Source organism: Cupriavidus sp. HE11, assembly GCF_056097175.1.
On the sequence record NZ_CP184465.1, the window covers coordinates 72,930 to 95,637 of the forward strand.

The 22,708-nt window shown below is 66.3% G+C and carries 24 protein-coding genes and 1 riboswitch; of the genes, 11 read left to right on the plus strand and 13 right to left on the minus strand.

Annotated elements, in window-relative coordinates; genetic code table 11:
* Positions 1–10: 10 nt before the first annotated feature.
* A complete protein-coding gene (locus ACOABP_RS17770) occupies positions 11–931 on the minus strand; it encodes an aldo/keto reductase (protein ID WP_474229167.1) in 921 nt (306 codons plus the stop codon).
* A gap of 227 nt (positions 932–1,158) precedes the next feature.
* Here ACOABP_RS17770 and ACOABP_RS17775 point away from each other — a divergent pair, with 227 nt between their 5' ends.
* The 5 genes from ACOABP_RS17775 to ACOABP_RS17795 all read left to right on the plus strand — a co-directional run bounded on the left by ACOABP_RS17775 (position 1,159) and on the right by ACOABP_RS17795 (position 5,087).
* The gene (locus tag ACOABP_RS17775; RefSeq protein WP_404851414.1) at positions 1,159–2,025 is read left to right on the plus strand and encodes a branched-chain amino acid ABC transporter permease; all 867 of its coding nucleotides are present in this window, start codon (positions 1,159–1,161) and stop codon (positions 2,023–2,025) included.
* Positions 2,022–3,011 carry a branched-chain amino acid ABC transporter permease gene (locus tag ACOABP_RS17780; protein ID WP_066740498.1) on the plus strand — a complete coding sequence of 330 codons (990 nt, stop codon included), beginning with the start codon at positions 2,022–2,024 and terminating at the stop codon, positions 3,009–3,011. Before ACOABP_RS17775 ends, ACOABP_RS17780 begins: the two co-directional genes overlap by 4 nt.
* Positions 3,008–3,760 (plus strand): ABC transporter ATP-binding protein, encoded by a 753-nt coding sequence (locus tag ACOABP_RS17785; protein WP_474229169.1) that lies wholly within the window; start codon positions 3,008–3,010, stop codon positions 3,758–3,760. The genes ACOABP_RS17780 and ACOABP_RS17785 overlap by 4 nt, the downstream gene beginning before the upstream one ends.
* Positions 3,753–4,472: an ABC transporter ATP-binding protein gene (locus tag ACOABP_RS17790; protein ID WP_474229170.1), complete on the plus strand. Its 720-nt coding sequence runs from the start codon at positions 3,753–3,755 to the stop codon at positions 4,470–4,472. The genes ACOABP_RS17785 and ACOABP_RS17790 overlap by 8 nt, the downstream gene beginning before the upstream one ends.
* 114 nt (positions 4,473–4,586) lie before the next feature.
* Complete coding sequence (locus tag ACOABP_RS17795; RefSeq protein WP_474229171.1) at positions 4,587–5,087, plus strand: GNAT family N-acetyltransferase; 501 nt, start codon at positions 4,587–4,589, stop codon at positions 5,085–5,087.
* 60 nt (positions 5,088–5,147) lie between these two features.
* Here the strand turns inward: ACOABP_RS17795 and ACOABP_RS17800 are convergent, their stop codons facing one another.
* From ACOABP_RS17800 to ACOABP_RS17830, 7 genes are all read right to left on the minus strand, one after another.
* Complete coding sequence (locus tag ACOABP_RS17800) at positions 5,148–5,471, minus strand: c-type cytochrome (RefSeq protein ID WP_474229172.1); 324 nt, start codon at positions 5,469–5,471, stop codon at positions 5,148–5,150.
* On the minus strand, positions 5,468–6,727 hold the full coding sequence (locus tag ACOABP_RS17805) for a PQQ-dependent sugar dehydrogenase (protein ID WP_474229173.1): 1,260 nt from the start codon (positions 6,725–6,727) through the stop codon (positions 5,468–5,470). Before ACOABP_RS17805 ends, ACOABP_RS17800 begins: the two co-directional genes overlap by 4 nt.
* Before the next feature lie 153 nt (positions 6,728–6,880).
* Entirely contained in the window at positions 6,881–8,062 is a 1,182-nt protein-coding gene (locus ACOABP_RS17810) for an ABC transporter substrate-binding protein (RefSeq protein ID WP_474229174.1), read from the minus strand.
* 135 nt (positions 8,063–8,197) lie between these two features.
* Positions 8,198–9,553, minus strand: coding sequence for a GntP family permease (locus ACOABP_RS17815; protein WP_474229176.1), 1,356 nt, complete (start codon positions 9,551–9,553; stop codon positions 8,198–8,200).
* A gap of 156 nt (positions 9,554–9,709) precedes the next feature.
* The gene (locus ACOABP_RS17820) at positions 9,710–10,102 is read right to left on the minus strand and encodes a RidA family protein (RefSeq protein ID WP_474229177.1); all 393 of its coding nucleotides are present in this window, start codon (positions 10,100–10,102) and stop codon (positions 9,710–9,712) included.
* A gap of 44 nt (positions 10,103–10,146) precedes the next feature.
* Complete coding sequence (locus tag ACOABP_RS17825; protein ID WP_474229178.1) at positions 10,147–11,616, minus strand: N-acyl-D-amino-acid deacylase family protein; 1,470 nt, start codon at positions 11,614–11,616, stop codon at positions 10,147–10,149.
* 1 nt (position 11,617) lies between these two features.
* Positions 11,618–12,523, minus strand: a complete 906-nt coding sequence (locus tag ACOABP_RS17830; protein ID WP_474229180.1) for a MurR/RpiR family transcriptional regulator — start codon at positions 12,521–12,523, stop codon at positions 11,618–11,620.
* A 124-nt stretch (positions 12,524–12,647) separates the two neighbouring features.
* Between ACOABP_RS17830 and ACOABP_RS17835 the strand changes: the two genes are divergently transcribed.
* From ACOABP_RS17835 to ACOABP_RS17845, 3 genes are read left to right on the plus strand one after another with little or no spacing between them, the layout of a single operon-like run.
* The gene (locus ACOABP_RS17835; protein ID WP_474229181.1) at positions 12,648–13,916 is read left to right on the plus strand and encodes an amino acid deaminase; all 1,269 of its coding nucleotides are present in this window, start codon (positions 12,648–12,650) and stop codon (positions 13,914–13,916) included.
* Between the two features lie 17 nt (positions 13,917–13,933).
* Positions 13,934–14,869: a sugar kinase gene (locus tag ACOABP_RS17840; protein WP_474229182.1), complete on the plus strand. Its 936-nt coding sequence runs from the start codon at positions 13,934–13,936 to the stop codon at positions 14,867–14,869.
* A gap of 58 nt (positions 14,870–14,927) precedes the next feature.
* Positions 14,928–15,569: a bifunctional 4-hydroxy-2-oxoglutarate aldolase/2-dehydro-3-deoxy-phosphogluconate aldolase gene (locus ACOABP_RS17845; RefSeq protein ID WP_474229184.1), complete on the plus strand. Its 642-nt coding sequence runs from the start codon at positions 14,928–14,930 to the stop codon at positions 15,567–15,569.
* Between the two features lie 127 nt (positions 15,570–15,696).
* Here ACOABP_RS17845 and ACOABP_RS17850 read toward each other — a convergent pair whose 3' ends face one another.
* The 5 genes from ACOABP_RS17850 to ACOABP_RS17870 all read right to left on the minus strand — a co-directional run bounded on the left by ACOABP_RS17850 (position 15,697) and on the right by ACOABP_RS17870 (position 19,795).
* Positions 15,697–15,828: an entericidin A/B family lipoprotein gene (locus tag ACOABP_RS17850; protein WP_474229186.1), complete on the minus strand. Its 132-nt coding sequence runs from the start codon at positions 15,826–15,828 to the stop codon at positions 15,697–15,699.
* A 127-nt stretch (positions 15,829–15,955) separates the two neighbouring features.
* Positions 15,956–17,293 carry an EAL domain-containing protein gene (locus ACOABP_RS17855; RefSeq protein ID WP_474229188.1) on the minus strand — a complete coding sequence of 446 codons (1,338 nt, stop codon included), beginning with the start codon at positions 17,291–17,293 and terminating at the stop codon, positions 15,956–15,958.
* A gap of 434 nt (positions 17,294–17,727) precedes the next feature.
* Complete coding sequence (locus ACOABP_RS17860) at positions 17,728–19,041, minus strand: hemolysin family protein (RefSeq protein ID WP_474229190.1); 1,314 nt, start codon at positions 19,039–19,041, stop codon at positions 17,728–17,730.
* A 110-nt stretch (positions 19,042–19,151) separates the two neighbouring features.
* Positions 19,152–19,499, minus strand: a complete 348-nt coding sequence (locus tag ACOABP_RS17865) for a HigA family addiction module antitoxin (protein ID WP_474229192.1) — start codon at positions 19,497–19,499, stop codon at positions 19,152–19,154.
* Positions 19,496–19,795 (minus strand): type II toxin-antitoxin system RelE/ParE family toxin, encoded by a 300-nt coding sequence (locus ACOABP_RS17870; RefSeq protein ID WP_474229194.1) that lies wholly within the window; start codon positions 19,793–19,795, stop codon positions 19,496–19,498. The genes ACOABP_RS17865 and ACOABP_RS17870 overlap by 4 nt, the downstream gene beginning before the upstream one ends.
* Positions 19,796–19,996: 201 nt before the next feature.
* Here ACOABP_RS17870 and ACOABP_RS17875 point away from each other — a divergent pair, with 201 nt between their 5' ends.
* The 3 genes from ACOABP_RS17875 (at position 19,997) to ACOABP_RS17885 (ending at position 22,698) form a co-directional block, all read left to right on the plus strand.
* Entirely contained in the window at positions 19,997–20,869 is an 873-nt protein-coding gene (locus tag ACOABP_RS17875) for a helix-turn-helix domain-containing protein (RefSeq protein WP_474230590.1), read from the plus strand.
* A 110-nt stretch (positions 20,870–20,979) separates the two neighbouring features.
* A riboswitch (FMN riboswitch) is annotated at positions 20,980–21,142 on the plus strand.
* A gap of 128 nt (positions 21,143–21,270) precedes the next feature.
* Positions 21,271–21,957, plus strand: a complete 687-nt coding sequence (gene ribB / locus ACOABP_RS17880; RefSeq protein ID WP_474229195.1) for a 3,4-dihydroxy-2-butanone-4-phosphate synthase — start codon at positions 21,271–21,273, stop codon at positions 21,955–21,957.
* 171 nt (positions 21,958–22,128) lie between these two features.
* On the plus strand, positions 22,129–22,698 hold the full coding sequence (locus ACOABP_RS17885) for a surface-adhesin E family protein (protein ID WP_474229197.1): 570 nt from the start codon (positions 22,129–22,131) through the stop codon (positions 22,696–22,698).
* Positions 22,699–22,708: the final 10 nt, after the last annotated feature.

Below are 22,708 nucleotides of genomic sequence, written 5' to 3' on the forward strand. Positions count from 1 at the left end.
GCGTGTGGGATCAGGCCAGCGTCGCGGCGATGCGCGCACGCTCGCGGGTGTCGGGCATGCGTCCGAAGGCTGCGCCCAGGTTGTCGGCCATGTTCTTCGGCTTGGAGGTGGCCGGAATGGCGGCCGTCACGGCGGGATGGCTGACGATGAACTTCAGGAACAGCTGGGCCCACGACGTGCAGTCGATCTCGCCGGCCCAGTCGGGCACCGGCTTGCCGCGTACGGCCGAAAACAGCCGGCCGTCCTGGAACGGACGGTTGATCAGCACCGCCACGCCGCGTTGTTCGCATAGCGGCAGCAGTGACTTTTCGGCATTGCGTTCGCCTAGCGAGTAGTTGACCTGCAGGAAGTCGAGCTTTTCGTTGCGCAGGATATGTGCCAGTTCCTCGTGGGCGTCCTCGCGGTAGTGGGTGATGCCGATATAGCGCGCCTTGCCCTGCTCCTTCCATTGCCGCAGCAGCTTCAGGTTGTCGCGCCAGTCGATCAGGTTGTGTACCTGCAGCAGGTCGACGCTGTCCGAATGCAGTTCCGCGCGTGACCGCGTGAACTGTGCCATGGCGTTGGCCGCGCTGGTGGAAATCTTGGTCGCCACGAACACCTTGCCGCGCGCGCCGGCATCCTGCAGCAGGTCGCCGGTGACGGCTTCGGCGCTGCCGTAGCTGGGCGCGGTGTCGATCACGGCCTTGGGAATGCGCTGCAGCAGTGCGGCCAGGACTTCGGTCAGCGCCGAGCGGTCGTCGTTGCCCCGACCCACGTTGAAGGTGTCGGCCGTGCCCATGCCGATCACCGGCAACTGCTCGCCCGTGGTTGGCACCCTGCGGCGCATCGGTGCGTCCACGGTGGCGGCCTGCGCGGCGGCCAGTGCGGGTCCGGCCGGCAGCAAGGCCAGCCCGGCAGACATCTCCAGAAAGGTGCGGCGGTCCATTGGCATGACGTTTCGTCCCTTGGCGGCGGTCCGAATGACCTTAGCGCGTGCGGCAGTCGAAGTAAACCCGACAACGCTCCCGGCAACCGTCGCAACATCCGCCGCGCCAGCCGGGGTCGCCCGGGTCGGGCCCGATTGCAAAAAAGCGGCGCCCACTGAACAATCGGCGCGGTATTTTCCCAGCCAGCAGCGATCATCCACCCCCATCCACCCATGCAGAGGACCGGATCGTGATTTCGAGCTTGCCCGGCGTGCTGTTCGACGGCGTGACATATGGCAGCCTGCTGTTCCTGATCAGCATTGGCCTGTCCGTGACCATGGGCCTGATGAACTTCGTCAACCTGGCGCACGGCGCATTTGCGATGCTGGGCGGCTACGTGGCCGTGGTGCTGATGAACCGGCTGGGCGTGCCGTTCCTGGCGGCATTGCCGGCCGCCTTCGCGGGCGCCGCGCTGGCGGGCTGGCTACTGGAGCGCACGCTCTATCGGCGGCTGTATCGGGCCAGCCATCTGGACCAGGTGCTGTTTTCGATCGGGTTGACCTTCATGGCGATGGCCGGCGCCACATGGTGGTTCGGCCCGGGCCAGCAGCCGGTGGTGCTGCCGGCATTCCTGATCGGGCAGGTCAGGGTGGCGGGGCTGGACCTGGGCGCCTATCGCCTGTTCCTGCTGGCAGTGGTGATCGTGATCACGCTGGCGTTGGGCTGGCTGGTGGCGCGCACCCGCTTTGGCGCGCAGGTGCGCGCGGCGGTGGACAACCAGCAGGCCGCCAGCGGACTGGGCATCGACGTGGGGCGGGTCTTCAGCCTGACGTTTGCTCTCGGTTCCGGGCTGGCTGGCCTGGGCGGAGGCCTCGGGATCGACGTGCTCGGGCTCGACCCGGCCTTTCCGCTCAAATACATGGTCTATTTCCTGCTCGTGGTGGCGGTAGGCGGTGCGGGCAGTATTCGCGGATCGCTGGTGGCGGCGATGGTGCTGGGCGTGGCGGACGTGGCCGGCAAGTACTACGTGCCCGCGGTGGGTGCGTTCGTCATCTACGCGATGATGGTGCTGTTGCTGGTGGCGTTTCCGGCCGGCCTCTACGGGAGGCGCGCCGCATGATGCGTCATCGCCTTGCCGACGGCCGCTGGCACCCGGCCGAAATCGTCTTCTGGCTGATGCCGGTGGCGGTCTTCTTCCTGCTGCCCGACTATCTGATCCTGGGCAGTCAGATTCTGATCACGGGGCTTTTCGCGCTGTCGCTGGACCTGATCCTGGGCTATGCGGGCGTTGTGTCGCTGGGCCATGCCGCGTTCTTCGGGCTGGGCGCCTACACGGCCGGCCTGCTGGGTGCGCATGGCTGGGGCGAGCCAATTTCGGGCCTGCTGGCCGCGGCGGCGGTGGCAGCATTTGCCGGCTGGCTCTGCAGCTTCCTGGTGGTGCGGGGCGGCGATCTCACGCGGCTGATGGTCACGCTTGGCATCGGCCTGATGCTGTTCGAGGCCGCCAACAAGGCGGCCTTCCTGACCGGCGGTGTCGACGGGCTGTCTGGCGTGACCATGCGTCCGCTGCTGGGCATGTTCGAATTCGACCTGTACGGCAAGACCGCCTATCTCTACAGCCTGGTGGTGCTGTTTGCGATGTTCGTGCTGGTGCGGCGCATCGTGGCGTCGCCGTTCGGGTTGTCGCTGCGCGGCGTACGCGAGGGCGCGCGCCGCATGCCCGCGCTGGGTGCCAACGTGCCCCGGCGCCTGCGCGTGGCCTTTACCGTGGCGGCGGCCATTGCCGGCGTGGCGGGCGGACTGCTGGCCCAGACCACGCAGTTCGTGGGCATGGATGTGCTGGGCTTTCCGCGTTCGGCGGAATTGCTGGTCATGCTGGTGCTGGGCGGCACGGGGCGGCTCTATGGCGCGCTGATCGGCGCGGCGCTGTTCATGATCGCGCAGGACGTGCTGGCCGGCATCAATCCCGTGTACTGGCAGTTCTGGATCGGTCTGCTGCTGGTGCTGATGGTGCTGTATGCGCGCGGCGGGGTGATGGGGGCGGTCAGCGCCTGGATGGCGCGCCGCCGCGCGGTTGCCCCGCGCGAACACGGAGCCGACGCATGACCGCCACGTTGTGCACGGAAGGTCTGGGCAAGTCATGGGGCGCATTTGCCGCCAATAGCGATATATCGCTGACATTCGCACCCGGTGCGCGCCATGCCCTGATCGGGCCCAACGGCGCGGGCAAGACCACGTTCATCAATCTGCTGACTGGCGCCTTGCCGCCGTCGGCGGGGCGCATCTGGCTGGGCGAGCGCGATATCACGTCGCTGCCGCAGCACGCGCGCGCGAAGCTGGGCATGACGCGCACGTTCCAGATCAATGCGCTGTTTCCGGGGCTGACGGTGCTGGAGTCTGTGGTGCTGGCCGTGGCCGAGCGCACCGGCGCATCGCGGATCTGGTCGCGTACGGTGGCATCGCAGGCGGCGCTGGCGGACGAGGCCATGTCGGTGCTGGCGCTGCTGCGACTCGAGCGCGATGCCGACACCGAGACACGGCAACTGCCATACGGCAAGCAGCGGCTGCTGGAAATGGCGCTGGCGCTGGCTACGCGGCCATCGATCCTGCTGCTGGACGAGCCGGCGGCCGGCATTCCCGCGGGCGAGAGTGCCGAATTGTTCGCGGTCATCGCCGGCCTGCCGCGCGACATCACGATCGTCTTTATCGAGCACGACATGGGCCTGGTGTTCCGCTTTGCCGAACGCATTTCGGTGCTGGTGGGCGGCCGGGTGCTGACGGAGGGCACGCCAGCCGAGATCGCCGCCGACGCGCGCGTGAAGGAGGTCTATCTTGGGGAGGCTGCCCATGACTGAGCTGCTGCGCGTGGAAGGCATCAGCGCCGGTTACGGCGACGCCATCGTGCTGGATCAGATCGACCTGACGCTGGGCGCCGGCGAGAGCCTGGCGCTACTGGGTCGCAACGGCGTGGGCAAGACCACGCTGCTGGCAACGCTGATGGGCATGACGCGCGTGCGTGGCGGCAGGCTGTTCTGGCGGGGCAGTGATCTGGCGAAAATGCCATCACATCGGCGCGCCCTGGCCGGTATCGGCTGGGTGCCTCAGGAGCGCTGGATCTTCCCGTCGCTGACCGTGGAAGAACACCTGACGGCCGTGGCGCGTCCCGGGCCGTGGGACATCGCCGGTATCTATCGGATTTTTCCGAGACTGGAAGAGCGGCGCCGCAACCTGGGCAACCAGCTGTCAGGAGGCGAGCAGCAGATGCTGGCCATCGCCCGGGCGTTGATGGTGAACCCGGCACTGCTGTTGCTGGACGAGCCGATGGAAGGCCTTGCACCGGTCATCGTGCAGGCGCTGCAGCGCGTGATCGCGGGACTGATTGCCGACAGCGGCATGGCCGTGATCGTGGTGGAGCAGCATGCGCGGCTGGCGCTGGCGATGACCGGCAAGGCAATGGTGCTGGATCGCGGCCGGGTCGTACATCGGTCGGACAGTGCCAGCCTGCTGGCGGACGACGCGCTGCTCGATCGCCTGGTGACCGTGCGCCAGGAGTATGGGTCACCATAGGAGCAGCCCGATTTCATTCGGATTCGTCTTATTTCAAGGGAGTGCGGCGTCGTGCAGAATGGCCGCTCCGAACCGCTCGTCCGGATTGTCCCGAACCACCACCAGACCCCAGCCATGGAACTACGCCCGATCGAACCGGACGACCTGGAACTGATTTGCCGTCATCGCGAGGCCATGTTCCAGGAGGCCGGCTTTGCCCCCGACACGCTGCGCACGATGACACTGCATTTTCGCGACTGGCTGCGGCCGAGGCTTGCCGATGACACTTACTTCGGCCTGCTGGCGCTGGACGGCGGCAAGCCGGTGGCCGGGGTCGGCCTGATGCTGATCGACTGGCCGCCCCATCCGGCGCATCCGGAGCAGGACAAGCGCGGCTACGTCCTGAATGTCTATGTCGAGCCGACCCACCGCAGGCGCGGCCTGGCAAGGCAACTGATGGCGCGGGGCGAGGACGAACTGGCGCGGCGTGGCGCCACCTTCACGATCCTGCATGCCACCGAGGCGGGGCGGCCGCTGTATCAGCAGGAAGGCTGGCGGCCGACCTCGGAGATGTCGAAGCTCATCGCCGAGCCGGTGCCACCGCCGCCAGCCGGGAGAACGCCTTCAGGTAGCTGAAGGCGCCCGAAGGTGCCTGAGGGCAGCGCGGCGAGCGCGGTGAAGGCTGCTCTGAGACTGCTACGGCTTGAGACTGCTGTAGAAGGCTGCGAGATTGGCGATGTCGGCGTCGCTGAGCGGCTTCGCCATCATGGTCATCATCTCGTCCTTGCGGGCGCCGGTCTTGTAGTCCTTGAGTGCCTTCACCAGGTACTGCTCGACCTGGCCCGCCAGGTTGGGGGCCTCGGGCAGCTTGGACTTGCCGTCGAGCCCATGGCAAGTCTGGCATTGCATGGCCTTGGTCCGGCCTGCCTGGGCGTCGGCGGCCAGCGCGGGGGCGCTGGCCGACACCAGGAGCCAACCCGACAGCAGCACCAGGCCGCCGATACGGAGTCGCCAGATCATTTCGCGCCCGAGTACGAGATCCGGTAGATCGCGCCGGCGAAATCGTCCGAGACCAGCAGCGAGCCGTCCTGCAGTTGCTGGACGTCTACCGGGCGGCCCATGTACTCGCCATTCGGCGTGAGCCAGCCTTCGGCGAAAATTTCCGTCTCGCCAACGGTGCCGTCCGACTTCACCGGGGTGTAGACGATCCGCGCACCGATCGGCTTGGTACGGTTCCACGAGCCATGCTCGGCCGCGAAGACGCCGCCCTGGTACTTGGCCGGGAACATCTTGCCGGTGTAGAACGACATGCCCAGATCGGCGGCATGGGGTGCATATTCCACCAGCGGGAATACGACGTCCTTGGGCGGTTGCTGGTCCTTGTACTCCACGGTGCGCACCTTGCCGCCGCCATACCAGGGAAAGCCGAAGTTCTGGCCCGCCTTGGTGGCGCGGTTCAGCTCGCCGGGCGGCTGGTCGTCGCCCATGCCGTCCACCTGGTTGTCGGTGAACCAGAGCGTCTTGTCGGCCGGATTGAAATCGAGCCCGACCGAGTTACGCACGCCATGGGCGTAGACCTCGCGGTTCTTGCCGTCCTGGCCGATGCGGATGATGCCGGCCAGGCCGTTCTTGTCCAGCGCGGCCAGCTTGTCCTTGGGCGGGACGTTCCACGGCTGGCCCAGCGCGATATAGAGCTTGCCGTCCGGGCCCACCCGGCACGCGCGGGCGCCATGGTTGAAGCTCTCGAACTCGGTGGGGATCAGCTTGCCCTGCGGCACCACGACGCCGGCGGCCACGTCGGGGCCGCCTTCGCCAAAGAACTGGGCGGCCGGGAACGCCAGTACACGGTTCTGCTCGGCCACATAAAGCACGCCATCCGGCGAGAAGCACACGCCGTTGGGCACCTTGAAGGTGATGGCGCTGGCGAACTGGACCACGTCATCGGCCACGCGGCGCTTGGTGCGGTCCGTCACTTGCCAGACGCGATTCTTGCGCGTGCCGACGAAGACCACGCCGGTGGACGGCTCGATGGCCATGTGGCGCGCCTCGGGCACCACGGCATACAACTCGATCTTGAACCCCGGCGGCAGCTTGATGGCCTTCAGGTTCTCGCGCAGCGCGTCAGCCGTCTTGCCATCCTGGGCAATCTTCTCGGGTGGCGGTGCGCCGGTCTGCTTGAAGCTCTGGAGCTTCTGCAGGTTGTCGGTGGGGGCTGCAAGCAAGGGTGAAGCGGCCACGACCAGCCACGCGGCCAGGGCAACGGCTGAGCTCTTCATCGGGATGTCTCCGGAGTTCTTGTCATGTGGCGGCGCAGGCAGGCGCCGCCAGACAAGGTTAGGTCACCTTTCCGGACAAGGGAATTGCACAATCCTGACTTCGCGATGAAAGATTTCGACAGGGGGCGGCCGCCCCCGCCCCGTGCCGCCCGGCTACTTGCCCGAGTCCTTGACCCCCTCGAACTTGTCGAATTCGACGTTGTAGAGCTCGCCGCCCACCTTTTCCACCTTGCGGATATAGACGGTCTGGATCACGTCGCGCGTGGCAGGGTCGATCGTGATCGCCCCGCGCGGGCTCTGGATCTTCATGCCCTTCAGGGCCGCCAGGAACTTGTCGCCGTCGGTGGTGCCGCCGGTCTTCTTCAGCGCGTCGTAGATGGCGGCCATGCCGTCGTAGGCAGCCACGGCCATGAAGTTAGGGCGGCCGGCTCCCGGGTTGGCATCGGCGAAGGCCTTCAGGAAGGCCTTGTTTTCCTTCGAATCGTGCGCTGCGGAATAGTGGAACGACGTGATGACGCCAAGCGTGGCGTCGCCCATCGCCGGCAGCACGTGGTCGTCGGTCAGGTCGCCTGTGGCGATCACGCGGATGCCGGCGTCGGCCAGCCCGCGCTCGCGAAAGCCCTTCATGAACGCCACGCCCTGTTCGCCGGCCGGCAGGAACAGAAACACCGCTTCTGGACGGGCGTCTTTGATGCGCTGGATGAATGGCGCGAATTCGGGGTTGCGCAGCGGCACGCGGATCGATTCCACGATCTGGCCGCCGCCGCCCAGGAAATTGGTCTTGAACGCGGTCTCGGCGTCGATGCCCGGCGCGTAGTCGGCCACCAGCGTCACCACCTTCCTGATGTTGTTGCGCACCGCCCACGTTGCCATGGGTGCGGAAATCTGCGGCAGCGTCATCGACACCCGGGCGATGTAGTTCGACTTGGTGGTAATGATCGACGAGGCCGCGTTGAAGATCACCATGGGCTTTCTGGCCTGCTCGGCGACGGGTGCCACGGCCAGCGCCTCGGGCGTCAGGCCGAAGCCGGCCAGGATGTCCACCTTGTCGCGCACCACCAGTTCCTGCGCCAGCCGCTTGGCTACGTCGGGTACCGGGCCCGTGGTGTCCTTGACGATGATCTGGACCTTGCGGCCCGCCACGGTGTCGCCGTTCAGCTTCTGCCAGGCCTTGATGCCGCCTTCCATCTGTTTGCCATAGTCGGCAAAGCTGCCCGAGAACGGCGCGATCAGGCCGATCCTTACCGGTTCGGCAGCGTGGGACAGCGGGGAATGCGCGAGGACGGCAAGGGCGCCGCACGCCATCATGGCGCGCCGCAGCGGACTGAACGTCATGGAGGTCTCCCGAAAGTGCAGCATCGGACGGCTGCATCGATCAGGGAGTGTAGGAGGGGCGAGGGCCGCCGGACAATCGGGTTTGCCCTCGGTTGGCTCCCTCTCCCAGGCGTGGAAGAGGGAGGCAGGACCGGCTTAGACCACCGTTGCCAGCGCCAGCGTGAACAGCAGCGCCACCACCGAGATGAGCGTCTCGGCCACCGACCAGGTCTTGAAGGTCTGGGCCACGGTCATGTTGAAGTACTCCTTGACCAGCCAGAAACCGCCGTCGTTCACGTGCGACAGGATCAGCGAACCGGCGCCGGTGGTCAGCACCAGCAGTTCCGGGCGCGTGCCGGGCACGCTGGCCGCGATCGGGGCCACGATGCCGGCTGCCGTGGTCATGGCCACCGTGGCCGAGCCCGTGGCGATACGGATCATCACGGCGACAAGCCAGCCCAGCACCAGCACCGACACATTGGCGTGCGTGGCGACGTCGACAATGGCCGTCGAGATGCCCGAGTCGCGCAGGATGCGGCCAAAGCCGCCGCCGGCGCCCACCACCAGCGTGATGATGGCCGTGGGGGCCACGCACTCGTTGGTGAACTTCAGGATCATGTCGCGCGTGAAGCCGCGTGCCTTGCCAAACGTGTAGAAGCTGAACAGCGTGGCGATCAGCAGGGCCATCACCGAGTTGCCGATCAGTTTCAGGAAGTCGTTGGCAAACGTCTTCGGCGTGGCGATCAGGTCGGCCCAGCTGCCGATCAGCATCAGGAATACCGGCAGCAGGATGGTCAGCACCGTGATGCCGAAGCCCGGCAGGTTGCCCTTGGCCGACGACGCTTCCTCGGTCAGCTGCTCGGCCAGCGGGTTCACGGCGGGCAGCTTCACGTGCTTGTCGATCAGCTTGGCAAACAGCGGGCCGGCGATGATGGCGGTGGGCACGCCGACGATCAGCGCGTACAGGATGGTGCGGCCCATGTCGGCGCCATAGGCCTGCACGGCCAGCAGCGCTGCCGGGTGCGGCGGGATCAGGCCGTGCACCACGGACAGGCCGCAGACCATCGGGATGCCGACCAGGATCATCGACGTGTTCGTGCGCTTGGCGACGTTGAACGCGATCGGGATCAGCAGCACGAAGCCCACTTCGAAGAACACCGGCAGGCCGACGATGAACGCGATGACCACCATGGCCCAATGCACGTTCTTCTCGCCGAAGAAGTTGATAAGCGTCAGGGCAATGCGCTCGGCGCCCCCCGATTCGGCCATCATCTTGCCCAGCATGGTGCCAAGCCCGATCACCAGCGCGATATGGCCCAGCGTGCCGCCGACGCCGGCTTCGAACGACTTGACGATGTCACCCATCGGCATGCCCACGGCAAAGCCCAGGGCCACCGATACCACCACCAGCGTGATGAACGGGTTCAGTTTGAACTTGGCGATCAGAATCACCAGCGCGATCACGGCGATCAGCGCATAAATCAAGAGCGTGGTTCCGGTAACGGCACCCATGTCTCGTCTCCTTGTTGCGGTTGCCGTCCGGTTGGACGGTCCGCTTCCGCTATGAAAATGCCGCCTGGGCCCGGGGTCACCGGTGCGTAGCGGCTGGTTGGCAAAGCCTGCCCGCCATCGGTTGGCTCACCGGTGGCGGCAGGCGTGTGGTGCGGCTCAGGCCGCGGGTTTCCTGTAGGCGATGCAGTCCACCTCGACCTTGCAGTCCACCACCATGCTCGACTGCACGCAGGCACGCGCGGGCGGATTGGCGCCGAAGTATTCCTTGAAGATCTTGTTGAACGACGGGAAGTCGCGCGCATCGTCCAGCCAGACGCCGCAGCGCACCACGTGCTCGGGGCCGTAACCGGCCTCGGCCAGGATGGCCAGCACGTTCTTGATGGCCTGGTGGGTCTGGGTGACGATATTGCCCTCGACCACTTCGCCGTCGACCATCGGCACCTGGCCCGACACGTACAGCCAGCCGTCGGCCTGCACCGCGCGCGCGAACGGCATGTGCGAGCCGCCCTGGCCCGTGCCGCCTTCGACGCCGAATCGTTTGATATCCATGGGAACTCCTGTTGTGCTTGGTATGGGGTTGTGCCGGGGTGGGCTCAGCGCTGGTCGGCCGGGCGCGGATCACGCGGCAGGAAGCGGCCGGCTCGCACGCCGGTGGCTGCGCGGTGCTGCCAGGTCAGCTCGCCATTGACCCAGACCGCCGCGATGCCTTCGGCCGGCTGCATCGGATCGGTGAAGCTGGCGGCGTCGCGAATGGTGGCTGAATCGAACAGCACCAGGTCGGCCCAGTAGCCTTCGCGCACGAAGCCTCGGTCCTTCAGGCCGAAGCGCTCGGCGGACAGGCCGGTCATCTTGTTGATGGCCACGGCGAGCGGAAACAGTTCGCGGTCGCGGGCGTAATGGCCCAGCACGCGCGGAAAGGCGCCCCACAGGCGCGGGTGGGGCAGGGGGTCGTTGGGCAGGCCGTCGGAACCGACCACCGTGGCCGGGTGGCTCAGGATGCGGTCCACGTCGGCGTCTTCCATGCAGTGGTAGACGGCGCCGGCCGGCTGCAGGCGGCGCGCGGCTTCGGTCAGGTCCACCTGCCATTCCGTGGCGATATCGGCCAGCAGGCGGCCGCCCATCTCGGGATGGGACTCGGACCAGGTCACCTGGATATCGAAGTCGCTGGTGACCTGCTTCAGGTCCAGCGTCGACGAGCTGGCGGTGTACGGATAGCAGTCGCAGCCCACTGGCTGCCAGCGCTGTGCGGCTTCAAGCGATTGCAGCACCTCGGCGCTGCGCCCCCAGTTCGGCACGCCCGCGCATTTCAGGTGCGAGATCACGACCGGCACGCGCGCATGGCGGCCGATGCGGTACGCCTCGTCCATCGCGTCGAGAATCTCGGCGAATTCGCTGCGCAGGTGCGTGGCGTACAGGGCGCCCGCATTCGCCAGCGGTTCGGCCAGCGCCAGGACTTCTTCGGTCGGGGCGCTGAACGCGTTGGCATAGGCCAGCCCGGTGGACAGGCCCAGCGCGCCGTGCGCCAGCGCGTCTTCAAGCTGCGCGCGCATGGCCCCGATTTCGGTGGCCGTGGCGGCGCGGTCGAAACGGTCCATATGGTTGCTGCGCAGCGCCGTGTGGCCCACCAGGGCAGCCACGTTGACCGACGGCTGGGCCGCGTTGACGGCATCGACGTAGGTCTTGAAATCGGGGTAGCGGAACGCGTCGGCGCGGCCGAGCAGGTTCATCGGGTCGGGCGGGTCGCCGGCCAGCGTCACCGGCGCGGCGCTGATGCCGCAGTTGCCGACGATGACCGTGGTCACGCCCTGGGAAATCTTCGGCGTCATGGCCGGATCGCGCACGACATTGGTGTCGTCGTGCGTATGCACGTCGATGAAGCCGGGCGACAGCACCAGGCCGTGGCCCTCCACCACATGCGACGCCGTGTCCGGGTCGATGGTGCCGGCTTCGTCGATGCGCGCGATGCGCCCGTCGCGGATGCCGATGTCGGCCATGCGCGCCGCGCCGCCCGAGCCGTCCAGCAGCATGACGCAGCGAATCAGGGTATCGAACAGGTGTGGCATGTCAGTCTCCCAGCGGCTGGCGGCTGTCCGGCCCGTCGCTGTCATGGCTGACGCCGCGATGGGCGTCGAGCACGTATTTCAGCCGGCGCAGCTTTTCCTTGCTCTGCTCCTGCTGGAGCATCGCGCACTGGGTCGCCAGCACGTCCACCACCAGCAGCATCGCGTAGCGCGACGCCGACGGCTTGAAGATGAAATCGGTCTCCAGCGTCCGCACGGGCAACAGCACGTCGGCGCGGGCCGCCAGCGGCGAGCCCAGCGCGGTCACTGCAATCAGCCGCGCACCGTACTCGCGCGCGATATCGCAGCTGGCAAGCATCTCGGGCACGTTGCCGCTGGCCGAAAACGCCAGCACCACGTCGTCGCGCGACAACGTGGCCGCCACCATCTTCTGCAGCAGCGCGTCGTGGTACGTCGCCACCGGCTGGCCCAGCCGCGCCAGCCGGTAGCGTGCCTCGTCGGCCATGAACGTGGAACCGCCACCCATGCCGAAAGCGTAGACCATGCGTGCATCGAGCAACAGCCGCGCGGCCTCGGCAATCCGTTCGGGATCGATCAGCTTGCGGTTGACTTCCAGCGTCGTGAGCACGTCGGTGTGGATGCGCTCGGCCAGCGTGGCCGGCGAGGCGTCATCGGCAACGGTGGGCGCGGGCTGCAGGAAGCGCGTGCCGACCGCGGTGGCCTGGGCCAGCCGCAGCTTCAGGTCGCGCACGTCGCGGCAGCCAATGGCCTTGGCAAAGCGCGTCACGCTGGCCTCGCTGACGGCTGCCTTGCGCGCCAGTTCGTTGATGCTGGTGGCCGCCGCACCGGCAAGGTCCTCAAGAATCACTTGCGCCACCTTTTGCTCGGCAAGCCGCAGCGACGGGCCGCGCTCGGCGATGCGGGTCAGGATGTCGAACGATGCGGTCATGGGCGGGTGGCGGAAGCTGGCGGGCCCTTGCCCGGCACAGCATGTTACTTTCTAACAAGGATGAAATATCGTAGTTTCAAGGCTATGATTACGTCAATTGAATTTTTACAGGGTGATGTCAGCCATGCGTGAAACAAAGTACCAGACAGGCATGATCGATCCGCTGAACAAGGCGCTGGGCCGTCTGGACGCACCGCTGGCGCCCGCCGAGGCCGGCCAGCCGGGCTGGCATCTGCTGCGCGAGGAACTGAGCCTGCCAGCCGCCGTACTGTATGAAGACAAGCTCGTCCACAACCTGCAGTGGATGCGGAAGTTCATGGGTGCATATGGTGTGCAGTTGGCGCCGCATGGCAAGACGACGATGGCGCCGAAGCTGTTCGCGCGCCAACTGGCGGAGGGCGCGTGGGGCATCACGCTGGCTACGGCGCAGCAGACCGCCGCGGCCGCGGCACACGGCGTAAAGCGCGTGCTGATGGCCAACCAGCTGGTGGGACGCCGCAATATGGAAATCGTGGCCGATCTGCTGCGCGATCCCGGCTTCGAGTTCTTCACGCTGGTGGATTCGGCCGCGCTGGTCGACCAGCTTGGCGCGTTTTTCCAGGCGCGGGGGCAGAAGCTGCAGATACTGCTGGAACTGGGCGTGGAAGGCGGCCGGACCGGCGTGCGCGACGCCGCGCAGCAGGCCGGGGTACTGGAAGCGCTGTCACGCTGGCCCGACGCGCTGACGCTGGCCGGCGTCGAGATCTATGAAGGGGTGCTGCAGCAGGAGGCCGATATCCGGCGGTTCCTGCAGCGCACCGTGGCCGTCACGCGCGAACTGGCCGCCGCCGGCCGCTTCGGCCGTAGTCCCGTGGTGATGTCGGGGGCGGGCTCGGCGTGGTACGACGTGGTGGCCGAGGAATTTGCCCGGACCGATATTGGCGCGCCGATCGACATCGTGCTGCGTCCCGGCTGCTACCTGACCCACGACGTGGGGGTCTACCGGGCGGCGCAGGAGCGTATCCTTGCCAGCAATCCAGTGGCGCAGAAGATGCGCGAGGGCCTGCTGCCCGCGCTGCAGCTGTGGGCCTATGTGCAGTCGATTCCCGAACCCCGGCGCGCGATCATCGGCATGGGCAAGCGCGATGCCGCCTTCGATGCCGGCATGCCGATCCCGGCGCAGATCTATCGTCCGGGCAGCGCGGCGCCCGTGGCGGTGCCGGCCGGATGGACGGTGACCGGCATGATGGACCAGCACGCGTACCTGGAAATCGATGCTGGCGACGACATTCGTGTCGGCGATATGATTGCCTTTGATATCTCGCATCCTTGCCTGACGTTTGACAAGTGGCGCCACATCCCCGTGCTGGATGGGCAGTTGCGCGTTATCGACATCGTGCAGACGTTCTTCTGAGAGAGAGGCGCGCGTTCATGAGTATCGACATCCTTGCCTACGGCGAACCGCTGGTGGAGTTCAACCAGCAGCCCGACGATCCGGCCCGCTACCTGCAGGGTTTTGGCGGCGACACCTCCAACTTTGCGATTGCGGCCGCACGCCAGGGCGCGAGCACCGGCTACATCAGCGCGGTGGGCGCCGACAGCTTTGGCGAACGGTTGCTGGCCCTGTGGACGCACGAGCGCGTGGACACGCGCCACGTGAGCATCAATGCCGCGGCCCCCACCGGGGTCTATTTCGTTTCCCACGACAATCACGGCCACCGTTTCGACTACCTGCGCGAAGGGTCGGCGGCCAGCCGCTATCACCACGAACAGCTGCCGCTGCCGGCCATCGCGCAGGCGCGCTACCTGCATCTGTCCGGCATCAGCCTGGCGATCAGTACGTCGGCCTGCGATGCGGGCCTGGCGGCAATGGAGCATGCCCGCAAGGCCGGCGCGCAGGTGTCGCTGGACACCAATCTGCGGCTGCGCCTGTGGTCGCTGGCGCGGGCGCGCGGCATCATGCGCGAGGCGTTCTCGCTGACCGATATCTGCCTGCCGAGCTGGGACGACATCACCGTGCTGACCGGCCTGGACGACCGCGATGCGATCGTCGATCACCTGCTTGAATGCGGCGTGAGCGTGGTGGCACTGAAGCTGGGCGAGGAGGGCAGCTATGTGGCGACGCGCGATGCGCGCACGCTGGTGGCGCCGTATCCGGTGCGGCCGCTCGATGCCACGGGCGCGGGCGACTGCTTCGGCGGCAGCTTCGTGGCGCGCCTGGCGGCCGGCGCCGACCCGTTCGAGGCGGCGCGCTACGCCAACGTGGCGGCGGCCCTGTCGACCACCGGCTACGGCGCGGTGGCGCCCATCCCCACGGCCGAAACCGTGCTGGCCCGCCTGGAGCGCGGCGTTTCGGTCATCGCCTGAACCGGCCCGGTCTCACCGGGTCTGACGGCTCAGGACAATGAACATTGTGAATACTGTCATGCAAATCCAACCTTCTCCGCTGATCGAACGCCTGACCAACGTGCCGGTGATTCCGGTGCTCGAATACCACTCGGTGGACGACGCGCTGCGCATCAGCGAAGCCCTGGTCGAGGGCGGCCTGCCGATGCTGGAAATCACGCTGCGCACGCCCGTGGCGCTGCAGGCGATGGAAGCCGTGGCCCGCGCGCTGCCGCAGGCCGTGGTGGGCGCCGGTACGGTGCTGACCGTCGAGCAGTTGCACGCGGTGCGTGATGTCGGAGCGCAGTTCGCCGTGTCGCCGGGGCTCACGCAGAAACTTGCCGACGGCGCGCAGGGCGCCGGCATCTCGCTGCTGCCCGGCGTTGCCACGGCCAGCGAAGCGATGTTCGCGCTGGAGTGCGGCTTTTCGTTCCTCAAGTTCTTCCCGGCGGAGGCTGCCGGGGGCGTGCCGATGCTGAAGTCGCTGCATGGGCCGCTGTCGCAACTGAAGTTCTGCCCGACCGGCGGCATCGACCTCGCCAAGGCGCCTACCTATCTGGCGCTGCCCAATGTGGTGTGCGTTGGCGGTTCGTGGGTCGTACCAAAGGACGCCGTGGCGGCGAAGGACTGGGCGCGCATTCGCAAGCTTGCGGAAGAGGCCGCGCAATTGCGCAAGCCCTGAGCGCGGCGCGGTCGTGCTGGCGGTAAGAATTACAACGCCGGTACGTTGACGTGCGAGAACGCTTCAAAGCAACAAGGGCGCCAGTGGCGCCCTTGTTTTTTGTCGCCAGGTAATGGCGATGACGGAATTACTTCGCCTTCTCGGCGGAATTTTCAAGCTTCTGTCCACCCTTCTGGACATCCTGTCCCAGGCCGGACATCGTATTGCAGCCTGCGAGCAGCGTGGCAACCAGTACGCACCAGATCCATCCTTTTTTCATCAGAGGCTCCTTTCAGGGATAGTAAGAAGTGGGCACATTTTAACGTCGCCCCAGTCTCCGTCGATGCAGGATGTGTGCCAATTTGTAATTACGAAAATGTCTGACAGACAGCGGCGTTGCAGTGGGCTCAGGCCTTGAGCAGCAGGCGTGCGCGCTCCGTGATGGCGGTGTGCGTCTGCATCAGCCACGGTGCCGGAAACGGCTGCGCCAGCAGAAAGCCCTGCATGGTGTCGCAACCCCAGCTGCGCACCACGTCCAGTTGTGCCTGGGTTTCCACGCCCTTGGCGCAGACCGTTACACCACGTGCCTTGGCCCATTCGCACGCGCGGCGCAGGCTGTCCGCCATGTCCGGCCTCTGGCTGGCATGCCCGAGATGGCGCGCGTCGAGGGTGACCATGTCCGGCTGTACCCGCGACAGCGCCCCCAGGCTGGCCTCCGAATCGGTAAAGTCGGCCAGCGCGATGCGCACACCGCCATCGCGCAAGCGCCGGGCCTTGACCGTGGCTTCGTCTGAATCAGGAACGATATCGACCGGCACCTCTACGCAGATCTGTCCCGGCCTGACGTGATGGGCGTCGATGGCCCGGCGCAGCATGCAGATCGTGTCGTCGGCCTGCAGTTGCGAGCTGGTCGCCAGCAGCGTGAATTGCAGGGGGCCGAGCGGGGCGGTATCACGCAATAGCTGCAGCAGTTGCTGCAGCGTCCAGCCGCCGATTACATTCATCAGCCCGAGCGCGTCTGCGGCGGGCAGGAAGTCTTGTGGCGCCACGCGTCCGAGCAGCGGATGCTGCCATCGCAAGCGCACCGTGTAAGCGGTGATCGCGGACGTGGTCAGCGACGCACGCGGCTGTAGTTGCAGGCTCAGTTCTCCGCGCTCGATCGCGCTGGGCAACGCCGCGAGCAGGGTTGCCATGCGTGGCGTGGCGGGCCGGCTGGCCGTGCCGATGCCTGCGCCGCCACGCCGGTTGATTTGCAGCATGGCGTCGAAAGCGTGCTGCAGCAGCCGTTCGGTGCCCGTATCGTGGCCATCGACGGCGCTGCCGATACTGCATGACAGGAAGGCTTCGAAGCCGCCAACCTGGAAAGGCCGGCCGAGTTCGTTGGCCATGACCTGGCTCAATGCATGGGCGTTTTCGGCGCCGTCGGGCAGCACGCAGGCCACGCCGAGGTCGGCCGGCCCCAGCCACTGCATGGCCACCGGCATGCTGGCGATTGCGGTGACCCGGGATTTGACCTGGGCGCGCAGATCGTGCGCGCGCTTTGGCCCGATGCTTTCACAGGCATGCGCAAAGCGGTCGAGGCGGATCACCAGCACGGCCAGCAGATGGGCCGGACTGAAGTGCGCGCGATGTTCTTCCAGCGCGGCCAGGAAGGAAACCGGCTGGATGGCGGTGACTGGTGCGTCGGCAGGTGACCCACTGCCACCGACGCCTGGAGACGGCGTGTCTTTGGTGTCAGGATCCATCAATTACCCGTGCTGGCAGCGAGTTCATTTGTGCATTGGCCGCCCGCGATACTCCGGACTGCATTCCCGTTCATGCGTAAAAAGGCGCGCTTTCCGCATTCGATTGCGCGCTCGCTTTCTATTATTTTGATAATGACGCGACCAGTCATCTCGGTACTACTACTTAGTTGTCCGACCGCATAGTTCAAATCATACGGCAGCGAAGAACAATTTCGGAGAACAGCGATGTCGACGTGGCGCGTGCGTCGCACGCGTTTTGATTTCAAACAACGCTCTGCATTGTCGTCACGTTTGTTATCTTGACCATCGAGGGCGAATGGCGATAGAGGGCACGCACGCAAATCAGTCCTGATTCCAGCCACGATTTGCCGTTGCACCAAAGAAAAACGGGCGCATGGTGTGCGCCCGTTGTTGTTTCATTCTGCCTGCGGATCTCAACCTGTGGTGTCGGATTCGGGACCATCTTCCGGCGGCACCCGCGAGGCCAGCACCTTGTCGATGCGCTTGCCATCCATGTCGATGATCTCGAACTTCCAGTCTTCCCACTGGACCGTATCGGCCGTTTGCGGCAGGCGGCCCAGCAACAGCAGCAGCATGCCCGACAGCGTGTGATAGCGCTCCTTGTCTTCCTCCGGCACCGCGCGCAGACCCGTGCGGTCCTTGAGTTCGGGGATCGGGATCAGGCCATCGAGCAGCCATGATCCATCCTCGCGCTGGATAGCCCATTCCTCGCCGGCCGTTTCGGTCTTGAACTCGCCAGTGATTGCCTCGATCAGGTCCTGCAGCGTGACCAGGCCCAGGACTTCGCCGTACTCGTCGATCACGAACGCGATCTGGCCGCCCGAGGAACGGAAGTTCTCCAGCAGTTCCATGCCGGTGACGCTTTCCGGCACGAACACCGCTGCCTGCAGCACTGCGGTCAGGTCGGCCTTTTCGCCGCGCAGGCGGCGGGCCAGCAGCTGGCGCGCGCTGACCACGCCAAGGATGTCATGCATGCCACCGCGCACCACGGGGAAACGCGAGTGATCGGATTCCTCGATGCGGCGCAGGTTTTCTTCCTCGGTCGACTCGACGTCGAGATAGACCACATCGCCACGTGGCACCATCAGCGAGGCCAGCTGGCGGTCGTCCAGCCGGAACACGTTACGCACCATCGTGTGCTCGTGGCGTTCGATCACGCCCGCTTCGGAGCCTTCCACCAGCAGCGCGTGGATTTCTTCCTCGGTCACGGCGGGGCCACGATCTGACTTCACGCCCAGCATGCGCAGCACCAGTTGCGTGGAGCCGGACAGCAGCTTGACGAACGGCGTGGAGGCGACGGCCAGGAACGAGATCGGGCGCGCGGCCAGGCGGGCGATGGTTTCTGGTGCCATCTGGCCCAGGCGCTTCGGCACCAGTTCGCCAAGCACGATCGAGAAATAGGTCAGGCCAGCCACGACGATGGCAGTAGCCATGTAGCCCGCCGTAGTGGACGATATGCCGAAGCCTTGCAGCCATACGGCAAGCGGCGATGCCAGCGTCGATTCGCCGACCACGCCGTTAAGCACGCCAATCGACGTGATGCCGATCTGCACCGTGGACAGGAAGCGGGTCGGGTCCTCGCCCAGCTTGACGGCCGCGATGGCGCCACGGTCCCCGTCCTCGATCTGGCGTTGCAAACGGGCCTTGCGGGCTGTCACCAGCGCGATTTCGGACATGGCGAACAAGCCGTTCACCAAGATCAGCGCCAGCAGTATGGCTATTTCCATCAGGGTGCGCGCCCTGTGCGCGCGGGAATTGAAAAGTCAGAGCATACCATCCACATGTGACGCCGCATCGCTGCAGTGGCGCGGACAGCACTCAAATGGACTTGCAGGATTCATGCCGTGATCGGCTGGACATCCCGGTCGATCGCCGCGCCCGCGTAAGCCCGCGCCACGCGCAGCGCGTAGTTGGCTTCGAGCCGGACCCAGAACTCCGCCGACGTGCAGAAAAAGCGGGCCAGCCGCAATGCGGTTTCGGGCGAAATGGCACGTTCACGCCAGAGAATGCCTTCGATACGTGTCACCGGCACGCGCAGCGCCACGGCAAGGGCGCCGGCGGACAGCGCATTGGGCACCATGAACTCGTGCAGCAGGATATCGCCCGGCGGGATGGGCGGCGCCGGCTCGCCAGTGACATGGCTGCTGAAATCCGCCCGGGGCAGGTCGTCTCGCTTGAGGCTCATGCTTGCTCCTCGTCGGCGGGGCATTGCGCAACCTCCACATCCCAGGCCTCGCCATTCAGGAAGCGGAAGCACAGGTGCCAGTCGCCCTCGATGCGCACCCGCCACTGGCCGCGCCGCCGCCCGCGCATCGGTTCCAGTTCGTTGGTCGGGGCGGCGGCCAGGTCCGGCGGCGACACTGCGGCGTCCAGCATCGCCAGCTTGCGCATGGCGCCGGACTGGATGGCCGGGGGCAGGGTATGCACGTGATGGCCGCAGAACAGCGCGGCCGTGGACTTGTCGGCAAGGGAACAGATCATGTGGTTGGCCCGCATCGAGATAGAGGGAAAGCGGACATGCTAGGGGCCGCCGCGCGGTAGCGAAATGCGACGAATCTGAAAGATACCCGCTTGATTGGGTCAACATGGGTCCAATGAGGGCCCAATGCCGGCATGGGTGTATGACGACGATTACCTGGCAGGTAGTCGTGCAGCATCCGTCCATGTGCTGTAATGCATCGCATGGAAACGCTCACGCCTGGCTCCGAAGCCGCCCTCGACTTTCCCGGACTCCTGCGCTACTGGCGCGGCAAGCGCGGCTACAGCCAGCTGGCGCTGTCGCTGGCGGCGGGGGTGTCCCAGCGCCATATCAGCTTTCTCGAATCGGGTCGCGCCCGGCCCAGCCGCGAGATGGTGCTGGCGCTGGCCGACCGGCTTGGCGTGCCGCTGCGCCAGCGCAACCGGCTGCTGCTGGCTAGCGGCTATGCCCCGGCCTACAGCGAGAACACGCTGGGCGCGCCGACCATGCAGATGGTGTGCCACGCGATTTCGCTGATCCTGTCCAAGCAGGAGCCGTATCCGGCCGTGGTGCTGGACCGCTTCTGGCATCTGGTCGATGCCAACGACGCGTACCGGCGCATGCTGGCGCAACTGCTGGGCAAGCGCCAGCCGACCGTGCTGGACGGCCAGGGCGGGCGCCTGAACCTGATGCTGGCGGTGTTCGATCCGGACGGGTTGTGGCCGGTGCTGGAGAATGCGCGCCAGGTGGGCCGCTATCTGCTGCGGCGCGTCTGGCAGGAGTTGCAGGTGCAGGCAAACGATCAGACCGCGCGTGAGATCTTTCGCCGCATATCCGAGTGGCATCCGGACATGGTGGGCCCTGGCGGTGTGCTGCTGGTGGAGGACGATCCCGCCGATGGGCCGCTGCCGCCGGTGTTGCCAGTGGTGGTGCGTGCCGGGCGCTTCCACGCGTCGTTGTTTTCCACGCTGACCACGCTGGGCAATCCGCAGGACGTCACGTTGCAGGAACTGCGGATCGAATGCTTCTATCCGGCCGACGACGCGACCCGCGAGCTGTTCGAGGCGATGGCGACGGCTGCGGTGAAGTCGTCGTAGCCCGGTGGTTTTTCTGCTGGGAAACTCTTTCCAGATAGCGGTTCGGCCAAAAAAGCACAGTCGTGCTAACATCGCTTCGCCGTCGTGGCATGCAGGCTGCGGCGGCATCGTTACGTCTTCAGGGCGGGGTGAAAGTCCCCACCGGCGGTATGTGGCCACTGTCGAAAGGCAGGGTCGCCACGAGCCCGCGAGCGCCCGCATTCCCGTGCGGGGTCAGCAGACCTGGTGAGAAGCCAGGGCCGACGGTCATAGTCCGGATGAAAGAAGATGGGCGGAATCCGCATGGCATTCCCACGCGCGAACGGCGTTGCCCGTCCGCGCTGGCGGAGCGTTGTGCGCGCTTTCGCTGATCGTTCCCCTGAAACGCCCATGGAAACTTCATTGCACGGAGCGTTTCACCAATGCTGACTCTCAACCAAAGCCATCTTTCCGACCTGGCCGCTGGCGATCTCGCCATGGCCGAAGCCGACCCGCGCCCGCTTGCGGAGCGCATCGCCCAGGCGCTGGACGCCATGCGCGAGGGGCGTCCAGTCGTGCTGCTCGACGACGACGACCGCGAGAACGAGGCCGACCTGATCCTGGCCGCCGAACGCCTGACCAACGCCAACATGGCGATGATGATCCGCGAATGCAGCGGCATTGTCTGCCTGTGCCTGACCGCCGAGAAGGTGCGCAAGCTCGGTCTGCGTCCGATGGTCGAAAACAATCGCAGCCAGTACGGCACGGCCTTCACGGTGTCCATCGAGGCGCGCGAGGGCGTGACCACCGGCGTCAGCGCGGCTGATCGCATCACGACCATCCGCGCGGCGATTGCCGACGATGCCGGCACCGATGCGGTGGTCAGCCCGGGGCATGTGTTTCCGCTGGTGGCCGTGGACGGCGGCGTGTTGCAGCGACGTGGTCATACCGAGGGCTCGGTGGAACTGGCCCGCATGGCCGGCTTGTCGCCGGCGGCGGTGCTGTGCGAACTGATGAATCCGGACGGTACGATGGCGCGCCGGCCCGAGGCGCTGGCCTTTGCGCAGACGTACCAGTTACCGGTGCTGACCATCGCCGACCTGGTGGCGTGGCGCGAGCAGCAAGGCTGAGCGTTGCGGCGACAAGGGGGACTGATCCTGCGCAAACGACGCGCGAATATCGCGCAGGAATGACGCGTGGGTGGCGTATTCCGGCTACTCCGTGCGTCGCGAATTATTGCCTTGGCCGCGGGCTGTGCGAAAATCCCGGGCTTCTTCCCGTCCTTACGAGGGTACCCCCCGATGTTCTTCCGCATGCTCGCACGCACGGCCCTGCTCGCCGGCGCGTGTTTCAGTGTGGCGGCGCAGGCCGAGTCCAACGGCGCGCCGTCCTTCAGCAATCCTCCAGCACGTGCCGCCGCGGCAAGCGGTCTCTACCAGTGCCAGGGGCCCAATGGCGGCACCATCTTCCGCGGCTCGCCGCGCGAAGGGTGTACGCAGGTGGCGTCGCCCGATCCGGGTGCGCCTGATCCTCAGCGCTGGCTGCCGCTGATGGGCGCCAATGGCGTGATCTCCTATCTGGATCAGACGTCGATTCGCCGGCGCGGGCCCGAGGTGGGCGTGGTGCTGGTGCACAATGCGCCGCCGGGGGTGATCAAGACCGCCAGCGGCGACACCATCCGTTCGTCGCTGAAGCGGATGGTGCTCAATTGCGCCACGTCGATGTACGCGGTGATCGAGCAGACGCTATATCCCAAGCGCTACGCACGCGGCGAATCGCTCTACACGATCCGTGGCCCGCAGTCCGGCATGCCGCAACAGGCGGTGTCCGGTACGCTGGCCGGCGAACTGGTGACGCGCCTCTGCCATTGAGCAGGCCGCT

Bases quoted from the DNA above. Each gene is read 5' to 3' on its own strand.
- ACOABP_RS17885 (WP_474229197.1), top strand. From the start codon at position 22,129: ATGTTCTTCCGCATGCTCGCACGCACGGCCCTGCTCGCCGGCGCGTGT.
- ACOABP_RS17785 (WP_474229169.1), top strand. From the start codon at position 3,008: ATGACCGCCACGTTGTGCACGGAAGGTCTGGGCAAGTCATGGGGCGCA.
- ACOABP_RS17875 (WP_474230590.1), top strand. From the start codon at position 19,997: ATGGAAACGCTCACGCCTGGCTCCGAAGCCGCCCTCGACTTTCCCGGA.
- ACOABP_RS17830 (WP_474229180.1), bottom strand. From the start codon at position 12,523: ATGACCGCATCGTTCGACATCCTGACCCGCATCGCCGAGCGCGGCCCG.
- ACOABP_RS17825 (WP_474229178.1), bottom strand. From the start codon at position 11,616: ATGCCACACCTGTTCGATACCCTGATTCGCTGCGTCATGCTGCTGGAC.
- ACOABP_RS17800 (WP_474229172.1), bottom strand. From the start codon at position 5,471: ATGATCTGGCGACTCCGTATCGGCGGCCTGGTGCTGCTGTCGGGTTGG.
- ribB (WP_474229195.1), top strand. From the start codon at position 21,271: ATGCTGACTCTCAACCAAAGCCATCTTTCCGACCTGGCCGCTGGCGAT.
- ACOABP_RS17805 (WP_474229173.1), bottom strand. From the start codon at position 6,727: ATGAAGAGCTCAGCCGTTGCCCTGGCCGCGTGGCTGGTCGTGGCCGCT.
- ACOABP_RS17810 (WP_474229174.1), bottom strand. From the start codon at position 8,062: ATGACGTTCAGTCCGCTGCGGCGCGCCATGATGGCGTGCGGCGCCCTT.
- ACOABP_RS17860 (WP_474229190.1), bottom strand. From the start codon at position 19,041: ATGGAAATAGCCATACTGCTGGCGCTGATCTTGGTGAACGGCTTGTTC.
- ACOABP_RS17770 (WP_474229167.1), bottom strand. From the start codon at position 931: ATGCCAATGGACCGCCGCACCTTTCTGGAGATGTCTGCCGGGCTGGCC.
- ACOABP_RS17865 (WP_474229192.1), bottom strand. From the start codon at position 19,499: ATGAGCCTCAAGCGAGACGACCTGCCCCGGGCGGATTTCAGCAGCCAT.
- ACOABP_RS17850 (WP_474229186.1), bottom strand. From the start codon at position 15,828: ATGAAAAAAGGATGGATCTGGTGCGTACTGGTTGCCACGCTGCTCGCA.
- ACOABP_RS17855 (WP_474229188.1), bottom strand. From the start codon at position 17,293: ATGGATCCTGACACCAAAGACACGCCGTCTCCAGGCGTCGGTGGCAGT.
- ACOABP_RS17790 (WP_474229170.1), top strand. From the start codon at position 3,753: ATGACTGAGCTGCTGCGCGTGGAAGGCATCAGCGCCGGTTACGGCGAC.
- ACOABP_RS17845 (WP_474229184.1), top strand. From the start codon at position 14,928: ATGCAAATCCAACCTTCTCCGCTGATCGAACGCCTGACCAACGTGCCG.
- ACOABP_RS17870 (WP_474229194.1), bottom strand. From the start codon at position 19,795: ATGATCTGTTCCCTTGCCGACAAGTCCACGGCCGCGCTGTTCTGCGGC.
- ACOABP_RS17815 (WP_474229176.1), bottom strand. From the start codon at position 9,553: ATGGGTGCCGTTACCGGAACCACGCTCTTGATTTATGCGCTGATCGCC.
- ACOABP_RS17835 (WP_474229181.1), top strand. From the start codon at position 12,648: ATGCGTGAAACAAAGTACCAGACAGGCATGATCGATCCGCTGAACAAG.
- ACOABP_RS17795 (WP_474229171.1), top strand. From the start codon at position 4,587: ATGGAACTACGCCCGATCGAACCGGACGACCTGGAACTGATTTGCCGT.
- ACOABP_RS17820 (WP_474229177.1), bottom strand. From the start codon at position 10,102: ATGGATATCAAACGATTCGGCGTCGAAGGCGGCACGGGCCAGGGCGGC.
- ACOABP_RS17780 (WP_066740498.1), top strand. From the start codon at position 2,022: ATGATGCGTCATCGCCTTGCCGACGGCCGCTGGCACCCGGCCGAAATC.
- ACOABP_RS17840 (WP_474229182.1), top strand. From the start codon at position 13,934: ATGAGTATCGACATCCTTGCCTACGGCGAACCGCTGGTGGAGTTCAAC.